The following is a 14675-nucleotide window of genomic DNA, read 5'->3' on the forward strand; positions in this document are numbered from 1 at the left end:
ATTGGGCCTGGTTTGGCTCACCGCTCGTCGGGGGCGCAAGCCAATGAGGCCGCCCGGTCGGGCGGTTTCCCTGCCAAAAAAACGCGTAAGGACGCAGCGCAGAGCGGCTGCTTACTCGCTGGGAGATGGGGCTGCGTTACGAGCCACAATGAGGATCTGACCGAGCAAGCGATGCAGCGCATCACGATGGCCCATGGCGCCGCCGGAGGGCTGCTGGGTGCTCGACGTCATCACCACGGTCATGTCGAGCCCAGGCACCACATAGATCATCTGCCCGCCGTAGCCCCAGCCATAGCGCACCTCTTCGCCGCCCAATTGAGTGATGAACCAACCGTAGCCATAACCGTGACCGGTGTAACGCGAGCGGGTTCGCGGCGTCCACGACGTATCGATCCACTCCTTGGACAGCAGCCGCTCTCCCGAAGCTGTGAGCCCGCCACGGCGATACAGCTCGCCGAAGGCGAGTAACGAGCGCGGCGTCATCGCCATTTCATTGCCGCCCAGATAGATGCCCTGCGGATCGCGCGTCCAGGCGCTGATGGCGAAGCCGTCGAGCGGTGCCAGCCATTGCCGCGTCAGCTGCAAGGTGGTTTTGCCGGTGCGGCGGGTGAGGATGGCCGAGAGCAGGTGGCTGGAGCCTGTGGAATAGATCATCGCGCCGCCTGGTTCAGCCTCGAACGGCCGGGCCAACGCCGCACGCACCCAATTGCGACTTGCTACCCAGGCGCCGTAGTTGCGCCCCGAAGTCGATCCTAGCCCGGCCTGCATCGAGAGCAGATTGCCCACCGTCACCTGCTGCAATCGCGGGTCAGGATTGGCCGGGATATCCGCCTTTAGAAGATCGGCGATGGGTTGATCGGGCCCTTCGAGAATACCCTTGTCGATGGCGACGCCGGCCAGCGCGGAAATCACTGACTTGGACGCAGATTTGATGTTGGCCGGTGAGGTCGTGCGATGGCCGTGAAAGCCACGCTCGACGATGATCTCGCCATGCTGGGCGATGATCAGCGTTTCCAGCTGTTCGAGCTGTTCGGCCTGCTCGAGCACTGGGTTGAATCTGCCAGCGGTTTCAGCGGAGCTCTTTAGGCTGATAACCAGCAAAAACGCCACGCAGAGTGCGTGGCGATACTTATGGGGTACTTGCGCCTTGGCGCCGGAGGAGAGAGAACGCATTTGGGTATGACCCGCGAATCATCTCGGCGTGCTGGTCCGCGTGGCGGCGGTTGGCTGGTGCGCGCCCTCCGTGCCCGGCGGGCTGCCGGATCTGCCTATGCTTACTGGCGAATCCAGGTCTGGCTGCGACCCAACGCTTCGATGCCGATGTAGCCGCGCACTTCCAGCTTGTCGCCGCCTTCGAGCAGCGTCGCCTTGGATCGGTAAGTCTTGCCCTTGGCGGGGTCGAGGATGGTGCCGCCGCTCCAGACGTTTTCACCGTCGGGTTTAAGGTCCCAGAGGATGGTCATGCCGGTGATCGGCTTGTTTTTGCGATCGCCGTCGCACTCGCTGCACACCGGGTTGGGGCCGTGGTCCGACTGAAGAATTTCCGCCACCTTGCCGCTGAGCGTGCCGTCGGCGGCCTGTTGGATTTCGACGATGGACTTGGGCTTGCCGGTTTCGTCGTCGATGGTCTGCCAGCGTCCCGCAGGGGAGTCGACGGCGAAGGCGAGCGAGGAGGCAGCCAGGGGGACTGCGAGCATCAGAGCGGTGAACAGTGAGCGCATGGTTTCTCCTGCGATTGGGAAGTTGGTCGGGACTCTATCACTGGTTTCGACAGGTCGCGGCTGGTTGTCCGGATCAGGGCCCATCTACGACCGGAATGCCGTCGTTAGGCTGGCACATTTGAGCGTCACAAGGTTGTCACGCCAATGTCATAGGCTCGCCGCTTTTCCTTGAGAGCGCCTGCTATGCCTACTCTTCGTTCATTGCTGTTCGCGTTGCTGTTACCGGGTCTGGCCTACGCCGATGTGCGAGTTGCAGGGCCGATCGAAGCCGGCGTATTCGAAAAGCGCTACCAGGATCAGCAGCCCGGCGAGCGTGTCCTGACCCGCAGTGACCAGCGTATCCTCGAGGCAGACACCGTGCCGATGAAGATCGGAACCAAGTTCGGCTTGCGTTACCAACTGGACGGCAAGCGCGCCGACGATACGCCTCTAACCTTGCTCTATCTCACCCCTGGCGTGGTCGACCCAAGCGGCGAGCGTCACGACCGCTACGAAGTGATCCAGAAGCTGGTGCCTGATGCGCCGCTGGACGTGATGGCATTCGAATTCACCGAGACCCATGAGCTGGTGCCGGGCGAGTGGCATTTCATGGTGTTCCAGGGCGACCGCAAACTGGCCGAACAGCGGTTTCAGGTTCGCTGATTCCGCTTAGTCCGCCGCCTTGGGTTGCGCGGCGAACGCCACGGCTCGGGCGGCCGTCAGCGTGCCATTGTCGCCGTGACCGGCATCCGGGTTGATGCTCAGCTTGCGGCTCAATCCATGGCTGTCCAGCGGCGCCAGGTGCTCATGCAAGGCTTGCAGGTTGCTACGCATGCGCCGCTCGGCCTGGTGCCTCTCCCGCGCTGATGCCGGAGTGGTGCCGGCGGGAGGCTCCTCGGCGCCGCCGACGGTCAGCCATAGGCGAGTCGGTGCAAGGCTCGAAGCGTTGGCGAGCAGGCGGTCGCTCTGCCTGAGGATCTGCCCATCGTTCCACCAGAGCGAGGGGCTGGCGGCCAGGTAATTCTGGAACGCACCGGGCTGGTTGATCAGGGTGTACAGCGCGAAAAGCCCACCGTGGGAATGCCCGAACAGCGACTGTTGCTGGCGATCAACTTGATAACGCGCTTCGATCAGCGGTTTCAGCTCGCTCTGCAAAAACGCCAGAAACGCCTCCGCACCGCCGTATCGCGGGTCCGGCTCTTCCGCTGCGCCAGCTTTCACTGGTGGTGGCGTGTAGTCCCTGGCGCGCTTTTTAACGTCGTAGAGCGCATCGCCTGGATAGCCGACGCCAACCACCAGCACCGAGGTGCGCAAGGCCGGGTCGGGTCGGTTTTCCAACGCGTTGGCCTGCAGCGCGAGTATCGGGAACAGGGCATTGCCGTCCAGTACGTAGAGCACCGGATACCCGCCGGGTGGCGGTGGCTGCTGTGGCTGGGAGACAAAGATGCGGTAATCGTTGCCGGTGTGGCGCGAATGAATATCGCGCTGTTCGGTTTGCGGCAGCACTACGGGCTGCCAACCGTCCGTTTCGGCAGCCTTTGCAGGCGAGACTCCGATGCCAAGACTGATGAGCAACAGGGCCAGCGCGCCTTTCATGTCGGCAGCTCGGGCGCGGCATCCGGCAGCGGACCGTCCCGCCATTCGATTTTCAGCGCCTCCTCGCCAGAGAAACGATAGAGGTGATCGTCGATGACGAAGCGCAGGCGCTTTTCCGCTTCGCCGGCCTCGGCCTGGCAATCGATGAGCAGCTGATCGGCCTCTGCGAGCATCCGGCACTGGCCGAACGCGAACTGGACCTGCGCGTGGCGTTCGTTCATTTGTACTTCGGCCTTGTGGGCGAAGTGCTTGCACAGACGGGTCATGTTGCGCGACGCGCGTGGTGTTGGGACTTTTGCATGAAACTGAGGCATTAACGTCTCCATGACAAAGCCGCCGGCAGCTATAGCAGACGCTATAGAAGGCCGGCGGCTCGGGTGGATCAGAATTCGTAGCGGGCGCCTAGGGCAACGCTACGCGATGGGCCCTGGAAGTTGAAGGTGGCGACGCTGCCGACGCGTGATACGTAATCGCGGTCGAACAGGTTGTTCACATCGAGGGTAGCCGTGAGCTGCTCCGTTACCGGATAGGACAGCTTCGCATCGACCACGGCGTAACCCGGCGCGCTAACACGGGTGCCGGAGCGCTCCAGATAGAAGTCGCTCATGGTGGTCACACCGGCACCGAGGCCCAGGCCCCGCAGGGTCCCGCTTGGCAGGGTGTACTTGCTCCACAGCGAGGCCTGGTGGCGCGGCATTAGCATGAAGAGCGTATTGGCGTCGCCGGAGAGGTCTTCGGTCTTCATGTAGGTGTAGCCGGCCATCACCTCCCACTCGGGTGTGAGATAACCGCTCACTTCGAATTCACCCCCGCGGATGCGGGCCTTGCCGGTGGCTTCGTAAACGCCACTGATGGGCACACCGAAGCTATCCAGCGCACTGGTCGCGCGGTTCTCATCCGTCAGCTGAAACGCCGTGATACGGGCGTTGAGGTCACCGCCGAAATAGCTGCCCTTGATGCCCAGTTCGTACTGCTCACCTTCGCGCGGATCGATCAGCTGGCCATTGGCGTCCGTGTCGGACTGTGGCTTGAAGACCTGCGAGTAGCTGGCGTACAGGGAGTGATTCGAATCGAGGTCATACACCACTCCACCGTAAGGCGTGACGTGGCCGTTCTGCTTTTGATCGTCCGACGTTCTGGCGCCATTCACGAGATTGGTCGTGCTCGACTCGCCCTCGTACCAGCTCAGGCGCATGCCGCCGATCAGTGCCAGCCGTTCGACGGGGCGGAACGTCAGCTTGCCATAGAGCCCGGCTTCCTGATCATCACTGGTCACCTTCGAGCTATAGACGAGGTCGGGCTCGGCATAGAGGCTGGGGGTGTAGTTATAGATGTTGACGGTGCCGAGCGTGGCGCTGCCGTTGCGGTAATCGCTGTCGTAGCGCTTGAAGTCGGTGCCGACGACGAATTCGCTGACCTGCCCAAGCAGCTCGAACGGCTGGCTGTAGCTGGCGTCGACGGCATAGGTGTCCTGCTGGAAATCGCGTCCGGTGGCCACCATTCGCGTATCGCCATTGGCTGCGACGGCGCCGCCGGAATAGGCGTACAGATAGTTGGTGTCGCGCTGCGAGCCACGCACGGCGATGCGCCCGTAACCGCCATTGTCGAAGCGATGCGTGAGCTCGGCGATTGCGTCCGTGGTGCGGCCGTCGAAGTCGTTCCAGTCTGCACCGAGGTAGGTCGAATGGCTCCAGTCCAGCAGATTGCCGTTGGCATCGGTGGGGTAGCCATTGTGCGGGGCAATGTCCTTGGTCTGGTGGATCAGGCCGAAGGACATCACGGTGGCGTCGGTCAGGTCAATGTCCAGCGCACCGTAGAAGCTCTCGCTGGTGTTCTCGTTGTAGTCGACCTCGCCGTTGGAGTCCGCGCGCGATGCAACGATGCGCCCTCGTACTCGGCCCTGCTCATCGAGCGGGCCGGAGAGGTCGGTTTCCAGGTAGGTGGTATCCCAGCTGCCGTAGCGGCCAGTGACGCTGCCCTGGAATTCGCTGGTCGGACGCTTGCGCACCATGTTGACGATGCCGCCCATCTCGCTGGTGCTGTTGAACAGGCCGGACGGGCCGCGCATCACTTCGACCCGGTCGAACGGCGACAGCGACGGCACGGTGCCGTGGATGCTGGCCATGGGTGCAGGCAGGCCGTCGATGTTGAACTCGTCGTACTCGTAACCGCGGGCGTAGATCGACGAGCGCCCACTGTCGTTGGTCAGTGTGCGCAGCCCCGTGGAGTACTTGGCCAGATCGTCGAGATTCACGAACTGACGGTCGCGGATGTAATCGCTGGTGTAGGAGCTGATCGACTGCGGGATATCGCGCAATTCAGCCGGTGTCTTGGTGCCGACGGTCGCGGCGGGGACGGTATAGCCACCGCTCTGCTCGGAAGATGGCATGTCATACAGGCGGTTGCCCTCGACCGTGATGCTCTCCAGCTCAACCGGCTCGTTCTGCGGTGCAACGCTTTGCGCCAGCGCACTGAGCGGGAAGGGGGCGAGCAGGCCGGCAAGCAGTAGCGGGAAAGCACGCTGGCCGAAGCGGGAAGGGTGGAGAGTTCTGTCCATGGGCGGCTCCTGTCGCAGCGGGACGACGGACGTGAATGGCAAACGTTCGCGCCGCTTAATGATAATGATTTGCATCAAAAGATGTCGGCGCGTAGTCTGCCATGCGTCTGGCCGGCAAACCTTTGCGCGGTCGAACATTTGCTTTGCGATCAATCACCCACGAGGTGCAACGCAGCATGAATCAGCCTGATCACATCATTCGCGGCGACGAGCTTCCGGTCCTGAGCCGGACGGGATTGCGCCTGTCCGACGGAGACGACGACCGTCTGTTCTACGGCCGGGTGAAGTGGGCCCAGCTGCGCGACGGCTTGTCGCTCCACTGGTCCGACTGTGAAGAGTTACAGGACTTCGTCACCGAGAACACGGTGGGGCCGCGATTGTCGTTCGTGCTCTTCCTTCAGGGGCAAAGTCAGGTCAGCTATGGGGATCTGGCTCTTACACTTGGGCAACCATCGGCACGCCAAGCGCCCGAGGGCATCGCGGTTTCGATGAACGAGCCGGTGCAGTTTCGCCGTCAGGCGCGGCGTGGCAGTCACATTCGCAAGCTGGTGGTCAGTCTGACCCCGGACTGGTTCGAAGGCCGTGGTGAAGATACCGGTGCGACCGATAGCGCGGTCCGCCGGTTCATGGACAGCCACCTGGCGCCTCGAGTCTGGAAGCCTTCCTCGCGCCTGCTGACGCTGGCTGATCAGATGCTCAACCCGCCCGGCTATGACGCACTGCTCGAAGGGTTGTATCTGGAGAGTCGCGCGCTGGATATCGCCTGCGAGGCACTGGGCAGTCTCGGCGAATGTGATCATGCCGCACAGCAGAGGCTACGGCCGCAAGAATACCGCCGGCTGCAGCGCCTGGTCGCGTTGCTCGACAGTGGTGAAGCAGATACCTGGACGCTCGACCATATCGCGCGGGAAATGGGCGTGAATGCCACGACGCTGCAGCGTCAGTTCCGGCTGTTCAAAGGCATGACGGTGTTCGAATATCAGCGCTCCAGACGTTTGCACAGGGCTCGCGAAGCCCTGGAGCGCGAAGGCGCCACTGTCACCGAAGCGGCGTGGGGTGCCGGCTATAACAGCGCAGCCAACTTCGCCACCGCGTTTAAAAGGCAGTTCGGTATCAACCCGCGGCAGGTTCGAGCTCGGGTTTGATCCGTACGCAATCGACCGGGCCGGTCAAGTCTCCAGCGCGGTGGCGAGCAATCGTTGAAGCAGGGGAGAGGTCGTCTGTTCGCCCGAGCGGTGCGCCAGCAATAGACGGCTCGCAGCATCCGCCGTATCCAGGGCGCGGTAGGTCACGCCAGGGATTCCGGTGCGTGCATAGATTTCCGGCAGGATGGAAACGCCCATGCCTGCAGCGACCAAGCCGAGAATGGTCGTGCCTTCGCGAACTTCATGCTGCAGACGTGGCGCGAACCCGGCGCGGCTTGCCAGAGCGCTGACATGTTCGAACAGCCCGCAGCCCAGGCCACGTGGAAACAGGATGAACGGCTGGTCGGCCAGCTCGCCCACCGACACGGACGTCGAGTCGCGTTGGGCAAGCGGGTGATTCTTCGGCAATACCGCCACCAGCCGGTCCTTCCACATTTCGTGCACGGTAATGCCACTGGGGGGCGCGAACAGCATCGACGGCCGCAGAAAGCCGACATCCAGGGTTTTCGCGACCAATCCTCTCAGCTGTTCGGCCGTCGACAGGTGCGTCAGATCCGTTCGGACCCCGGGATAGCGGCCCTGATAGCGGCTCAGCATTGCCGGGAACGCGTCATACATGGGTACCGACGCGGTAAAACCAATCCGAATGGCACCCAGGTCGCCTCGCACGGCCTGGCGTACCACGTCTCCAGCATGATCGAGCTGCGCCAACGCCTGCCGTGCTTCGGCCAGCAGCAGCGTGCCAGCCTGGGTCAGTTCGACTCGGCGGTTGGTTCGCTTGAGCAGCGGTGCTCCCAACTCCTCCTCTATCGCCTTGATCTGCATGCTCAGCGGCGGCTGGCTGATGTGCAGGCGCCGCGCGGCCGCGCTGAAGCTGAGCTCCTCTGCCACGGCCACGAAATAACGAAGCTGTCGGAAATCCATCTATACGTTTACCGAATAAGTCGAGCCTGGAAAATGTATTGGACCATATCAATCGCCGTCGCCATGCTTTTTAGCACGGGGCGGTTGTTCCGTCCCGAGTACTTGGAGAAAAACAACAATGCCAAATACCGTGAAAAAACCTCTCATGCTCACCCGGGCGGTTGCGGCCCTTCTCATTTCTACCGCGGCGAGCATGACATCTGCCTTTGCTGCCGACGATCCAGTGCGGATCGTGGTGCCTTACGCAGCAGGTGGCGGCGTGGATATCGTCACCCGTCTCGTTACGCCAGAGATGGAGAAATCACTCGGCACCTCGATCATCGTCGAGAACCGCCCCGGCGCGGCAACCAATATCGGCTCGGCGGCCGTAGCCTCGGCCGAGCCGGACGGCACCATGCTGCTGACTGCCTCCAATACCCTTGCCAGTAACGCAGCGCTGTATTCGAACCTGAGCTTTGACCCTGCGACTGATCTGGTTGCGATCGGTCAGATCGGCTATGCGCCGCTGGTCGTCGTAGTGCCGCAAGACTCACCCTACAAGACGCTTGATGATTTGATTGCCGCCGGTCGCAAGGACCCGCAAGCGCTCACTTATGCGTCGGCGGGCAACGGCAGTTCTGGCCACATGGCGAGCGAGTTGCTCAAGCAGGATGGTGGTTTCGAGGCGCTGCACATTCCCTACAAAGGCGGGTCGCCCGCGATCACCGATCTGATCGGCGGACGCATTTCGTTCATGTCGATCAACCCGACCGAAGTCATCGGCCATATCAAGGCCGGCAAGCTGCGCGCCCTGGCCGTGCTGGATGACAAGCAAAACGCTTTGCTGCCGGACCTGCCTACCGTTACCTCCTTGGGCCATCCGAACAGCACGGCGGCAGTCTGGTGGGGGCTGGTTGGCCCCAAGGGCCTGCCTGCCGAGACCATCGAGAAGCAGAATGCGGCGCTCCAGGCTGCACTGGCGGACGAGGCGACGCGCAAGCGCCTCAGTGAACTTGGGGTGGTCATTTCCTCGGGCTCCGCGCGGGAGTTCCAGCAATTCGTTGGCACCGAACGCGAGAAGTGGACCGCTGTGATCAAGAAGGCTGGCATTCGCGCCGACTGATTTCAGGCCTCTCGTGGCCTCAGTCGGGGTTGCTCCTATCCGGGCGGCGATGTCAGTGCATCGTCGCCCGCCTCTCGATTCGTATAGCCGAGGCGTTCCATGAATCTGCTTTCCAATCCACGGCACCTGGCATCCAGCGGCCTTATTCTTCTGATCGGTCTCGGTACGCTGCTCGGTTCTCTGAACTATGAAGCTGGCACATCGGCGCGAATGGGTCCCGGCTACTTTCCGATGGTTTTGGGCGCTTTGCTCCTGCTGATCGGTGTGCTGCACCTGGCAACACCAAGCGCGTCCGGTCAGGATGAGGAGGAGGACGGGCCGCCACAGTACCGCGGGTGGGTCTGCGTGATCGGCGGGATGCTGGCGTTCATCGTATTGGGGGCCTATGCCGGTCTGATTCCGGCGACCTTCAGCCTCATCTTCATCTCGGCACTCGGCGACAAGGAAAACTCGCTTACGACCGCCGCGTTGTTGGCGCTGTGTATGACGGTGATCGCCGTGCTGGTCTTCTCCTACGGACTGCAGATCCAGTTCCCATTGTTGCGTGGGGTCTGACATGGAAATCCTGCAAAGTCTGATGGGCGGGTTCGGTGTCGCGCTGCAGCCGTCCAACCTCTTGTATTGCTTCATCGGCGTGTTCATCGGCAACCTGCTGGGTGTGCTGCCAGGCATCGGCGCGCTGGCGGCGATTTCGATGCTGCTGCCGATTACCTACACCCTCGATCCAACCGGCGCGTTGATGATGCTGGCCGGTCTCTACTACGGCGCTCAATACGGCGGCGCTACTACTTCCATTCTGCTGAACCTGCCTGGCGTCGCGTCGCATGCCGTGACCTGCCTGGATGGGCACCCCATGGCCAAGCAAGGCAGAGCCGGACAGGCACTTTTGACGGCCATGCTGTCTTCGTTTGTCGGCGCTTCGTTCGGCATCGTGTTGATGACGCTGTTCTCGCCTTATCTTGCGGAGATCGCCTTCAAGTTCGGCCCGGCGGAATACTTCGCCATGATGCTGCTCGGGTTGATCGCGGCGTCGACGCTCTCCAGCGGGTCGCCATTGAAGGGCATCGCCAGTGTTCTTATTGGCCTGGTGTTCGGCCTCGTAGGGACTGACGTCAATTCCGGTGCGATGCGCTTCACCCTCGGTATGGAACACCTCAGTGATGGCATCGCACTGGTCGCCCTGGCAATGGGGCTGTTCGGTATCGCCGACGTGCTGCGTGGGGTGAATCGGATTGGCAGCGGTACGGCGATTGGCGGGCGCATGTCGATGCGTCTTTCCAAGGCCGAGGTCAAGCAGGCGACGATGCCGGTATTGCGCGGCGCGGGCATCGGCTCGTTCTTCGGCACGCTTCCCGGTACCGGCTCGGCAGTTGCCTCCTTCATCTCCTATGCGGTGGAAAAGAAGCTCGCGCGCGACCCCTCACGCTTCGGCAAGGGCGCCATCGAGGGCGTGGCCGGGCCTGAGTCGTGCAATAACGCGGCGGCACAGACGGCTTTCATACCCACCATGACGCTGGGCATTCCGGGAGACGCCACCATGGCGCTGATGCTCGGGGCGCTGATGATTCACAACATCCAGCCAGGGCCACAGCTGATCAGCGAGCACCCGGACGTCTTCTGGGGGCTGATCGCCAGTTTCTGGGTGGGCAACCTCCTGCTGCTCGTGCTGAACATTCCCCTGGTAGGGATCTGGACCCGTCTGCTCTCGGTGCCCTATCGCATCGTCTACCCCTGCGTCCTGTTCTTCATCTCCATTGGGGTCTACAGCACCCACAACAGCGTGTTCGATGTGGGTGTGGTGCTGGCGATCGGGTTGTTCGGTTACCTGGCCGTGCGTCTTGGCTTCCAGCCCGCGCCGATCCTGCTGGGCTACGTGCTCGGACCGATGGTGGAGGAAAACTTCCGCCGCGCCATGCTCCTCTCCCGCGGCGACCCGCTGACGTTTTTCGAACGACCCATCAGTGCGACCTGCCTGTTCGCCACTGCACTGATCCTGGTATGGATCGGGGCCAAACAGTTGCGCCGCAAACGCCGCCGCAACGCCGTTCCGCATCAGGCCTGATCGGGGCTCGGCTTCTGGCACCCGCATGATCCCGGCGTCCCGAAGCCGGGATCGGCTACTCCCGCTAACAACAATTATCCGGAGTTACATCATGTCCAATTTCTCAACATCAGCCGCCTTCACCGCCCTCCTGTTGTTGACGCTGCCTGGCATAGGCCGGGCTGAGGAAATAAAGGTGATGATTTCCGGAGGCTTCAACGCTGCGCACCAGAAGCTTTCGCCCGATTTCGCCAAGCGCCAGGGCGATACCGTCACCACTACCCGCGGCCCCTCGATGGGTAAATCGGAAAAGTCGATACCCAATCGCCTCGCCCGGGGTGAGCCAGCGGATGCGGTAATCATGGTGGGGTACGCCCTCGATACATTGATCGAACAAGGAGTGGTGCTGGCGGATTCGCGTGTGGAACTTGCCGATTCGCGCATCGGCGCGGTTGTTCGCAAAGGTGCGCCAGTTCCACAGATCGGCAACGAGCAGCAGCTACGCGAAGCGCTGTTGCAGGCCGAATCGGTCGCCTACTCAGACAGTGCCAGCGGCGACTACATCGAGAAAGAGCTGTTCAAGCGCCTGGGCATCGAAGCGCAGATGCAGGGCAAGGGGCATCGCGTGCGCAACAAACCGGTCGCTACCGCTGTGGCGGACGGCGAATATCAGCTCGGCTTTCAGCAAGTCAGCGAGTTGATCGCCGAGCCGCGCGCGAGCTTCATCGGCAAGATCCCCGAGTCGCTGCAATCGGTCACACGCTTCGCCGGCGGCGTGGTCCGCACGGCGGAGCACCCGGACAAGGCGCAGGCGCTGCTCGATTACCTCGGATCAGAACAGGCACGTCAGGTTGTTACGTCCACCGGTCTGGAGGCAGTGGCGCAGTAGCCACCCGTTTGTGTCGAAGCTTTCGAATACAACCGCCAACGGCCTGACCGCCTGACCGCCTGACCGTCGAGCGCCAGCCGCATCGCACATGTCCTTGCAATGAGGCATTCAGCCCGTGATTGTCGGTACTGGTATTGATGACGGATAGGCCTATCAGGCTCAGCAAGATCCATGCAGGCCGATCCGGTAGCCAGCAGCAACTTGATTCTTATTGCTTCCGGATTGGCTCTGATCGCCGGCGTTATCGTCTCGCTGTTGATAACCCGCCTCATCACCCGTCATTGCGCGCAGTGATACAGGCCGCTATCAGACCGCGACGCGAACCAGACGTCGCTCGCACTGAACGAGATCGCCGCCGCAGTATCCATCACTCAGCGGATAAACCAGCAGATCGCCACCGCAGCCGGCGGCTTATCTGCGGGCATCTCCCCGCTTGTCCCGGCGTTCCGCAGCCGCTACCGCTCGTCAGCGCGCCGAGGTGACGAAGCCTTCGCGTTCAAGTCTGTGCTCGCGCCGCCGAAAAAAGGAGAGCTTGAACGCTCTTTGAATGATGTCAGGATGATGGCAGTCTATGCGTGCATGCCTGACATTTTCGTCCCAGAGGTTTCCCGATGAACCCACCATCGCACCGCCATCTGACGCTTGCCCTGTCGTTGCTCGCATTGCTGTTCGGCAGCCAGACGGCCTCTGCCTCGGCTGGCATTAGTGTGGTTACCGAAGAACTGCCGCCCTACAACATGACCATCGACGGCAAGCTCACCGGCATGGCCACCGAGGTGGTGCAGGCCGTTCTGGACGAGGTCGGGGAACCCGCACACATTCAATCGATGCCCTGGGCGCGAGCCTATGACATTGCACTCAATTCCGAAAACGTCCTGATTTATTCCATCGCCCGGACCCCGCAGCGCGAGTCGCTGTTCAAGTGGGTAGGCGTCATTGCGCCGACCCGCTGGTACCTGTTCTCGCTGCCCGGCACGCAGTTCAGTCTGAAAAGCCTCGAGGATGCGCGCCAATACCAGATCGCGACCGTCAAGGAAGATGTCGGCGAGCAGTATCTGATCAGCCAGGGCTTCGAGGTGGGTCGCAATCTCCAGTCGAGCAATAAGTACGAACACAACTACCAGAAGCTCAAGGCCGGGCGGGTGCACCTGTGGATATCCAACGAGCTCAACGCCCATTATCTGGTGCGCCAGGCCAGCGGCAATCCGAACGAAAGCGCCGTCCCTCAGCTGAGCCTGGATGACCTGGGCGGTGCCAACGGCTTGTGCATGGCTTTCAGCCTCAACACTTCGGATGAGTTGGTCGAGCGGTTCCGTCAGGCCTTGGCGCGAGTGCGAGCCGATGGTCGCTATGACGCGATTGCCGCTAAATGGCTGAAATGAAAGCGAGCAACAAACCCGATCCCACAACGCTCTCGCAGCGTCAGACCGGTTCGCTCGGACGTCGTCTGGTGCTGGCCACACTCGGCTTTTGCCTGTTGTTTACGCTGCTCACTGTTGGGGTGCGCACCTGGTCGGCCTGGCAGACCAGCCTGGCCGCAATGAATGCCGAATTGGTGCTGATCGATCAGGTATTCCAGAACAACCTGGCCAAGGCGATCTGGGAGATGGACAGCGATGCCCTACAAACGCAGATTGAAAGTGTTGCCAAGGCGGCGCCGGTTGGCCGTGTCGAATTGCAGATCATCCGCGCCGGGCGCGAGCCGGAAATCATCCGGCGCGAACGGACTCAGCAGCAGGCTCAGCACCGGGCGCCGACATTGCAGCATCGCCTGACGTACGAGCCTTATCCCGGCGCCCTTGAAACGGTGGGCGAGCTGAAGCTGGAAGGTAACGAAGGGCTGCTGTGGGAGCGGCTGGTCGATGAAATCACCAACATCGTCATCACGCAGGTCATTCAATCGCTACTGCTGGCCGGGCTGATCATGTGGATGTTCAATCGCACCGTGACCTTGCATGTGCGTCGGATTGCCCGTCACCTGACTCGTCTGACGCCTGAAAATCTGGATCAGACCCTGCGCCTCGAGCGCCCCGTTGAGCGCCACGATGAGCTGAGCCTGCTGGAGTCTGGAGTCAACGGCTTGCAGGCGAAACTCTCGGCATATCTCGAACGCCAGCATCAGGACGAACTGGCGCTGGCTGCCCATCGGGACCGCCTGGCTGAGCTAGTCGAAGAACGCACCACCGAGCTCCGTGCAGCCAACGGGCGGCTCGAGGAACTGTCGCGCAGCGACCCGCTGACAGGACTAGCCAACCGCCGACACTTCGATGAAATCAAGGAAGTCGAATTCCGCCGCGCGCTACGACTAGGCCAGCCGCTGGCGGTGCTCATGTGTGACGTTGATCACTTCAAACGCTACAACGATGCCCACGGTCACGCCTCCGGTGATCGATGTTTGCAGATCGTGTCCGATACGCTGACGAGCACCTTTGGCCGGGCCGGCGAGGTGGTTGCGCGCTTGGGTGGCGAGGAGTTCGTGGTGCTTTTGCCAGGCTCGGATCGGGCCAGCGCCAGGCGAGCGGCCGAGCGCTTGCAGCAACGGCTGGCCGAGCGGGCCGTGCCCCACGGCGACTCACCGATTTCGCCACGTGTGACGCTGAGCATTGGCGTTGCCACATTCGATGCCGAAACCATGGATCATTTCGACCTCTTGCTGCACAGCGCCGACGAAGCCCTTTACCGGGCCAAGGCACAGGGCCGCGATCGGGTTGCCGACTAGGG

At 62.1% G+C, this 14675-nt stretch carries 15 protein-coding genes; 9 read left to right on the forward strand and 6 right to left on the reverse strand.

All coding sequences use genetic code 11. The features are described 5' to 3' along the window. Positions 1 to 111: 111 nt before the first annotated feature. Together CH92_RS01315 and CH92_RS01320 are read right to left on the reverse strand one after the other, a co-directional pair. Positions 112 to 1173, reverse strand: coding sequence for a serine hydrolase domain-containing protein (locus tag CH92_RS01315; RefSeq protein WP_080689957.1), 1062 nt, complete (start codon positions 1171 to 1173; stop codon positions 112 to 114). A gap of 101 nt (positions 1174 to 1274) precedes the next feature. Then, positions 1275 to 1721 (reverse strand): DUF2147 domain-containing protein, encoded by a 447-nt coding sequence (locus CH92_RS01320; RefSeq protein WP_025240001.1) that lies wholly within the window; start codon positions 1719 to 1721, stop codon positions 1275 to 1277. Positions 1722 to 1904: 183 nt separating this feature from the next. On the opposite strand from CH92_RS01320, the gene CH92_RS01325 reads away from it, so the two are divergent. Then, complete coding sequence (locus CH92_RS01325; protein WP_025240002.1) at positions 1905 to 2363, forward strand: DUF3859 domain-containing protein; 459 nt, start codon at positions 1905 to 1907, stop codon at positions 2361 to 2363. A gap of 6 nt (positions 2364 to 2369) precedes the next feature. Here CH92_RS01325 and CH92_RS01330 read toward each other — a convergent pair whose 3' ends face one another. From CH92_RS01330 to CH92_RS01340, 3 genes are all read right to left on the reverse strand, one after another. Then, positions 2370 to 3296 carry an alpha/beta hydrolase gene (locus CH92_RS01330; RefSeq protein ID WP_025240003.1) on the reverse strand — a complete coding sequence of 309 codons (927 nt, stop codon included), beginning with the start codon at positions 3294 to 3296 and terminating at the stop codon, positions 2370 to 2372. Beyond that, the gene (locus tag CH92_RS01335; protein WP_025240004.1) at positions 3293 to 3610 is read right to left on the reverse strand and encodes a DUF2218 domain-containing protein; all 318 of its coding nucleotides are present in this window, start codon (positions 3608 to 3610) and stop codon (positions 3293 to 3295) included. The genes CH92_RS01330 and CH92_RS01335 overlap by 4 nt, the downstream gene beginning before the upstream one ends. 68 nt (positions 3611 to 3678) lie before the next feature. Continuing rightward, positions 3679 to 5853, reverse strand: coding sequence for a TonB-dependent siderophore receptor (locus CH92_RS01340; RefSeq protein WP_025240005.1), 2175 nt, complete (start codon positions 5851 to 5853; stop codon positions 3679 to 3681). Positions 5854 to 6029: 176 nt separating this feature from the next. Between CH92_RS01340 and CH92_RS01345 the strand changes: the two genes are divergently transcribed. Further along, positions 6030 to 6998: a helix-turn-helix transcriptional regulator gene (locus tag CH92_RS01345; protein ID WP_025240006.1), complete on the forward strand. Its 969-nt coding sequence runs from the start codon at positions 6030 to 6032 to the stop codon at positions 6996 to 6998. A gap of 24 nt (positions 6999 to 7022) precedes the next feature. Here the strand turns inward: CH92_RS01345 and CH92_RS01350 are convergent, their stop codons facing one another. After that, positions 7023 to 7922 (reverse strand): LysR substrate-binding domain-containing protein, encoded by a 900-nt coding sequence (locus CH92_RS01350; RefSeq protein WP_025240007.1) that lies wholly within the window; start codon positions 7920 to 7922, stop codon positions 7023 to 7025. Positions 7923 to 8115: 193 nt separating this feature from the next. Between CH92_RS01350 and CH92_RS01355 the strand changes: the two genes are divergently transcribed. From CH92_RS01355 to CH92_RS01380, 7 genes are all read left to right on the forward strand, one after another. Then, complete coding sequence (locus tag CH92_RS01355) at positions 8116 to 9024, forward strand: Bug family tripartite tricarboxylate transporter substrate binding protein (RefSeq protein ID WP_200869636.1); 909 nt, start codon at positions 8116 to 8118, stop codon at positions 9022 to 9024. A gap of 99 nt (positions 9025 to 9123) precedes the next feature. Continuing rightward, positions 9124 to 9579 carry a tripartite tricarboxylate transporter TctB family protein gene (locus CH92_RS01360; protein WP_025240009.1) on the forward strand — a complete coding sequence of 152 codons (456 nt, stop codon included), beginning with the start codon at positions 9124 to 9126 and terminating at the stop codon, positions 9577 to 9579. Between the two features lies 1 nt (position 9580). Further along, complete coding sequence (locus CH92_RS01365) at positions 9581 to 11086, forward strand: tripartite tricarboxylate transporter permease (protein WP_025240010.1); 1506 nt, start codon at positions 9581 to 9583, stop codon at positions 11084 to 11086. A gap of 91 nt (positions 11087 to 11177) precedes the next feature. Next, the gene (locus tag CH92_RS01370; RefSeq protein WP_025240011.1) at positions 11178 to 11954 is read left to right on the forward strand and encodes a substrate-binding domain-containing protein; all 777 of its coding nucleotides are present in this window, start codon (positions 11178 to 11180) and stop codon (positions 11952 to 11954) included. Positions 11955 to 12125: 171 nt separating this feature from the next. Continuing rightward, positions 12126 to 12248 (forward strand): hypothetical protein, encoded by a 123-nt coding sequence (locus CH92_RS22385; protein WP_256059184.1) that lies wholly within the window; start codon positions 12126 to 12128, stop codon positions 12246 to 12248. Positions 12249 to 12565: 317 nt separating this feature from the next. After that, positions 12566 to 13336, forward strand: coding sequence for a substrate-binding periplasmic protein (locus tag CH92_RS01375; RefSeq protein WP_025243819.1), 771 nt, complete (start codon positions 12566 to 12568; stop codon positions 13334 to 13336). Then, the gene (locus CH92_RS01380; RefSeq protein ID WP_235206240.1) at positions 13333 to 14673 is read left to right on the forward strand and encodes a diguanylate cyclase; all 1341 of its coding nucleotides are present in this window, start codon (positions 13333 to 13335) and stop codon (positions 14671 to 14673) included. The genes CH92_RS01375 and CH92_RS01380 overlap by 4 nt, the downstream gene beginning before the upstream one ends. The last annotated feature ends 2 nt before the right edge of the window (positions 14674 to 14675 follow it).

The sequence above is a fragment of the Stutzerimonas stutzeri genome, assembly GCF_000590475.1.
Taxonomy (GTDB): Bacteria; Pseudomonadota; Gammaproteobacteria; order Pseudomonadales; family Pseudomonadaceae; genus Stutzerimonas; species Stutzerimonas stutzeri_D.

Bases quoted from the DNA above. Each gene is read 5' to 3' on its own strand.
- CH92_RS01315 (WP_080689957.1), bottom strand. From the start codon at position 1,173: ATGCGTTCTCTCTCCTCCGGCGCCAAGGCGCAAGTACCCCATAAGTAT.
- CH92_RS01320 (WP_025240001.1), bottom strand. From the start codon at position 1,721: ATGCGCTCACTGTTCACCGCTCTGATGCTCGCAGTCCCCCTGGCTGCC.
- CH92_RS01325 (WP_025240002.1), top strand. From the start codon at position 1,905: ATGCCTACTCTTCGTTCATTGCTGTTCGCGTTGCTGTTACCGGGTCTG.
- CH92_RS01330 (WP_025240003.1), bottom strand. From the start codon at position 3,296: ATGAAAGGCGCGCTGGCCCTGTTGCTCATCAGTCTTGGCATCGGAGTC.
- CH92_RS01335 (WP_025240004.1), bottom strand. From the start codon at position 3,610: ATGCCTCAGTTTCATGCAAAAGTCCCAACACCACGCGCGTCGCGCAAC.
- CH92_RS01340 (WP_025240005.1), bottom strand. From the start codon at position 5,853: ATGGACAGAACTCTCCACCCTTCCCGCTTCGGCCAGCGTGCTTTCCCG.
- CH92_RS01345 (WP_025240006.1), top strand. From the start codon at position 6,030: ATGAATCAGCCTGATCACATCATTCGCGGCGACGAGCTTCCGGTCCTG.
- CH92_RS01350 (WP_025240007.1), bottom strand. From the start codon at position 7,922: ATGGATTTCCGACAGCTTCGTTATTTCGTGGCCGTGGCAGAGGAGCTC.
- CH92_RS01355 (WP_200869636.1), top strand. From the start codon at position 8,116: ATGACATCTGCCTTTGCTGCCGACGATCCAGTGCGGATCGTGGTGCCT.
- CH92_RS01360 (WP_025240009.1), top strand. From the start codon at position 9,124: ATGAATCTGCTTTCCAATCCACGGCACCTGGCATCCAGCGGCCTTATT.
- CH92_RS01365 (WP_025240010.1), top strand. From the start codon at position 9,581: ATGGAAATCCTGCAAAGTCTGATGGGCGGGTTCGGTGTCGCGCTGCAG.
- CH92_RS01370 (WP_025240011.1), top strand. From the start codon at position 11,178: ATGTCCAATTTCTCAACATCAGCCGCCTTCACCGCCCTCCTGTTGTTG.
- CH92_RS22385 (WP_256059184.1), top strand. From the start codon at position 12,126: ATGCAGGCCGATCCGGTAGCCAGCAGCAACTTGATTCTTATTGCTTCC.
- CH92_RS01375 (WP_025243819.1), top strand. From the start codon at position 12,566: ATGAACCCACCATCGCACCGCCATCTGACGCTTGCCCTGTCGTTGCTC.
- CH92_RS01380 (WP_235206240.1), top strand. From the start codon at position 13,333: ATGAAAGCGAGCAACAAACCCGATCCCACAACGCTCTCGCAGCGTCAG.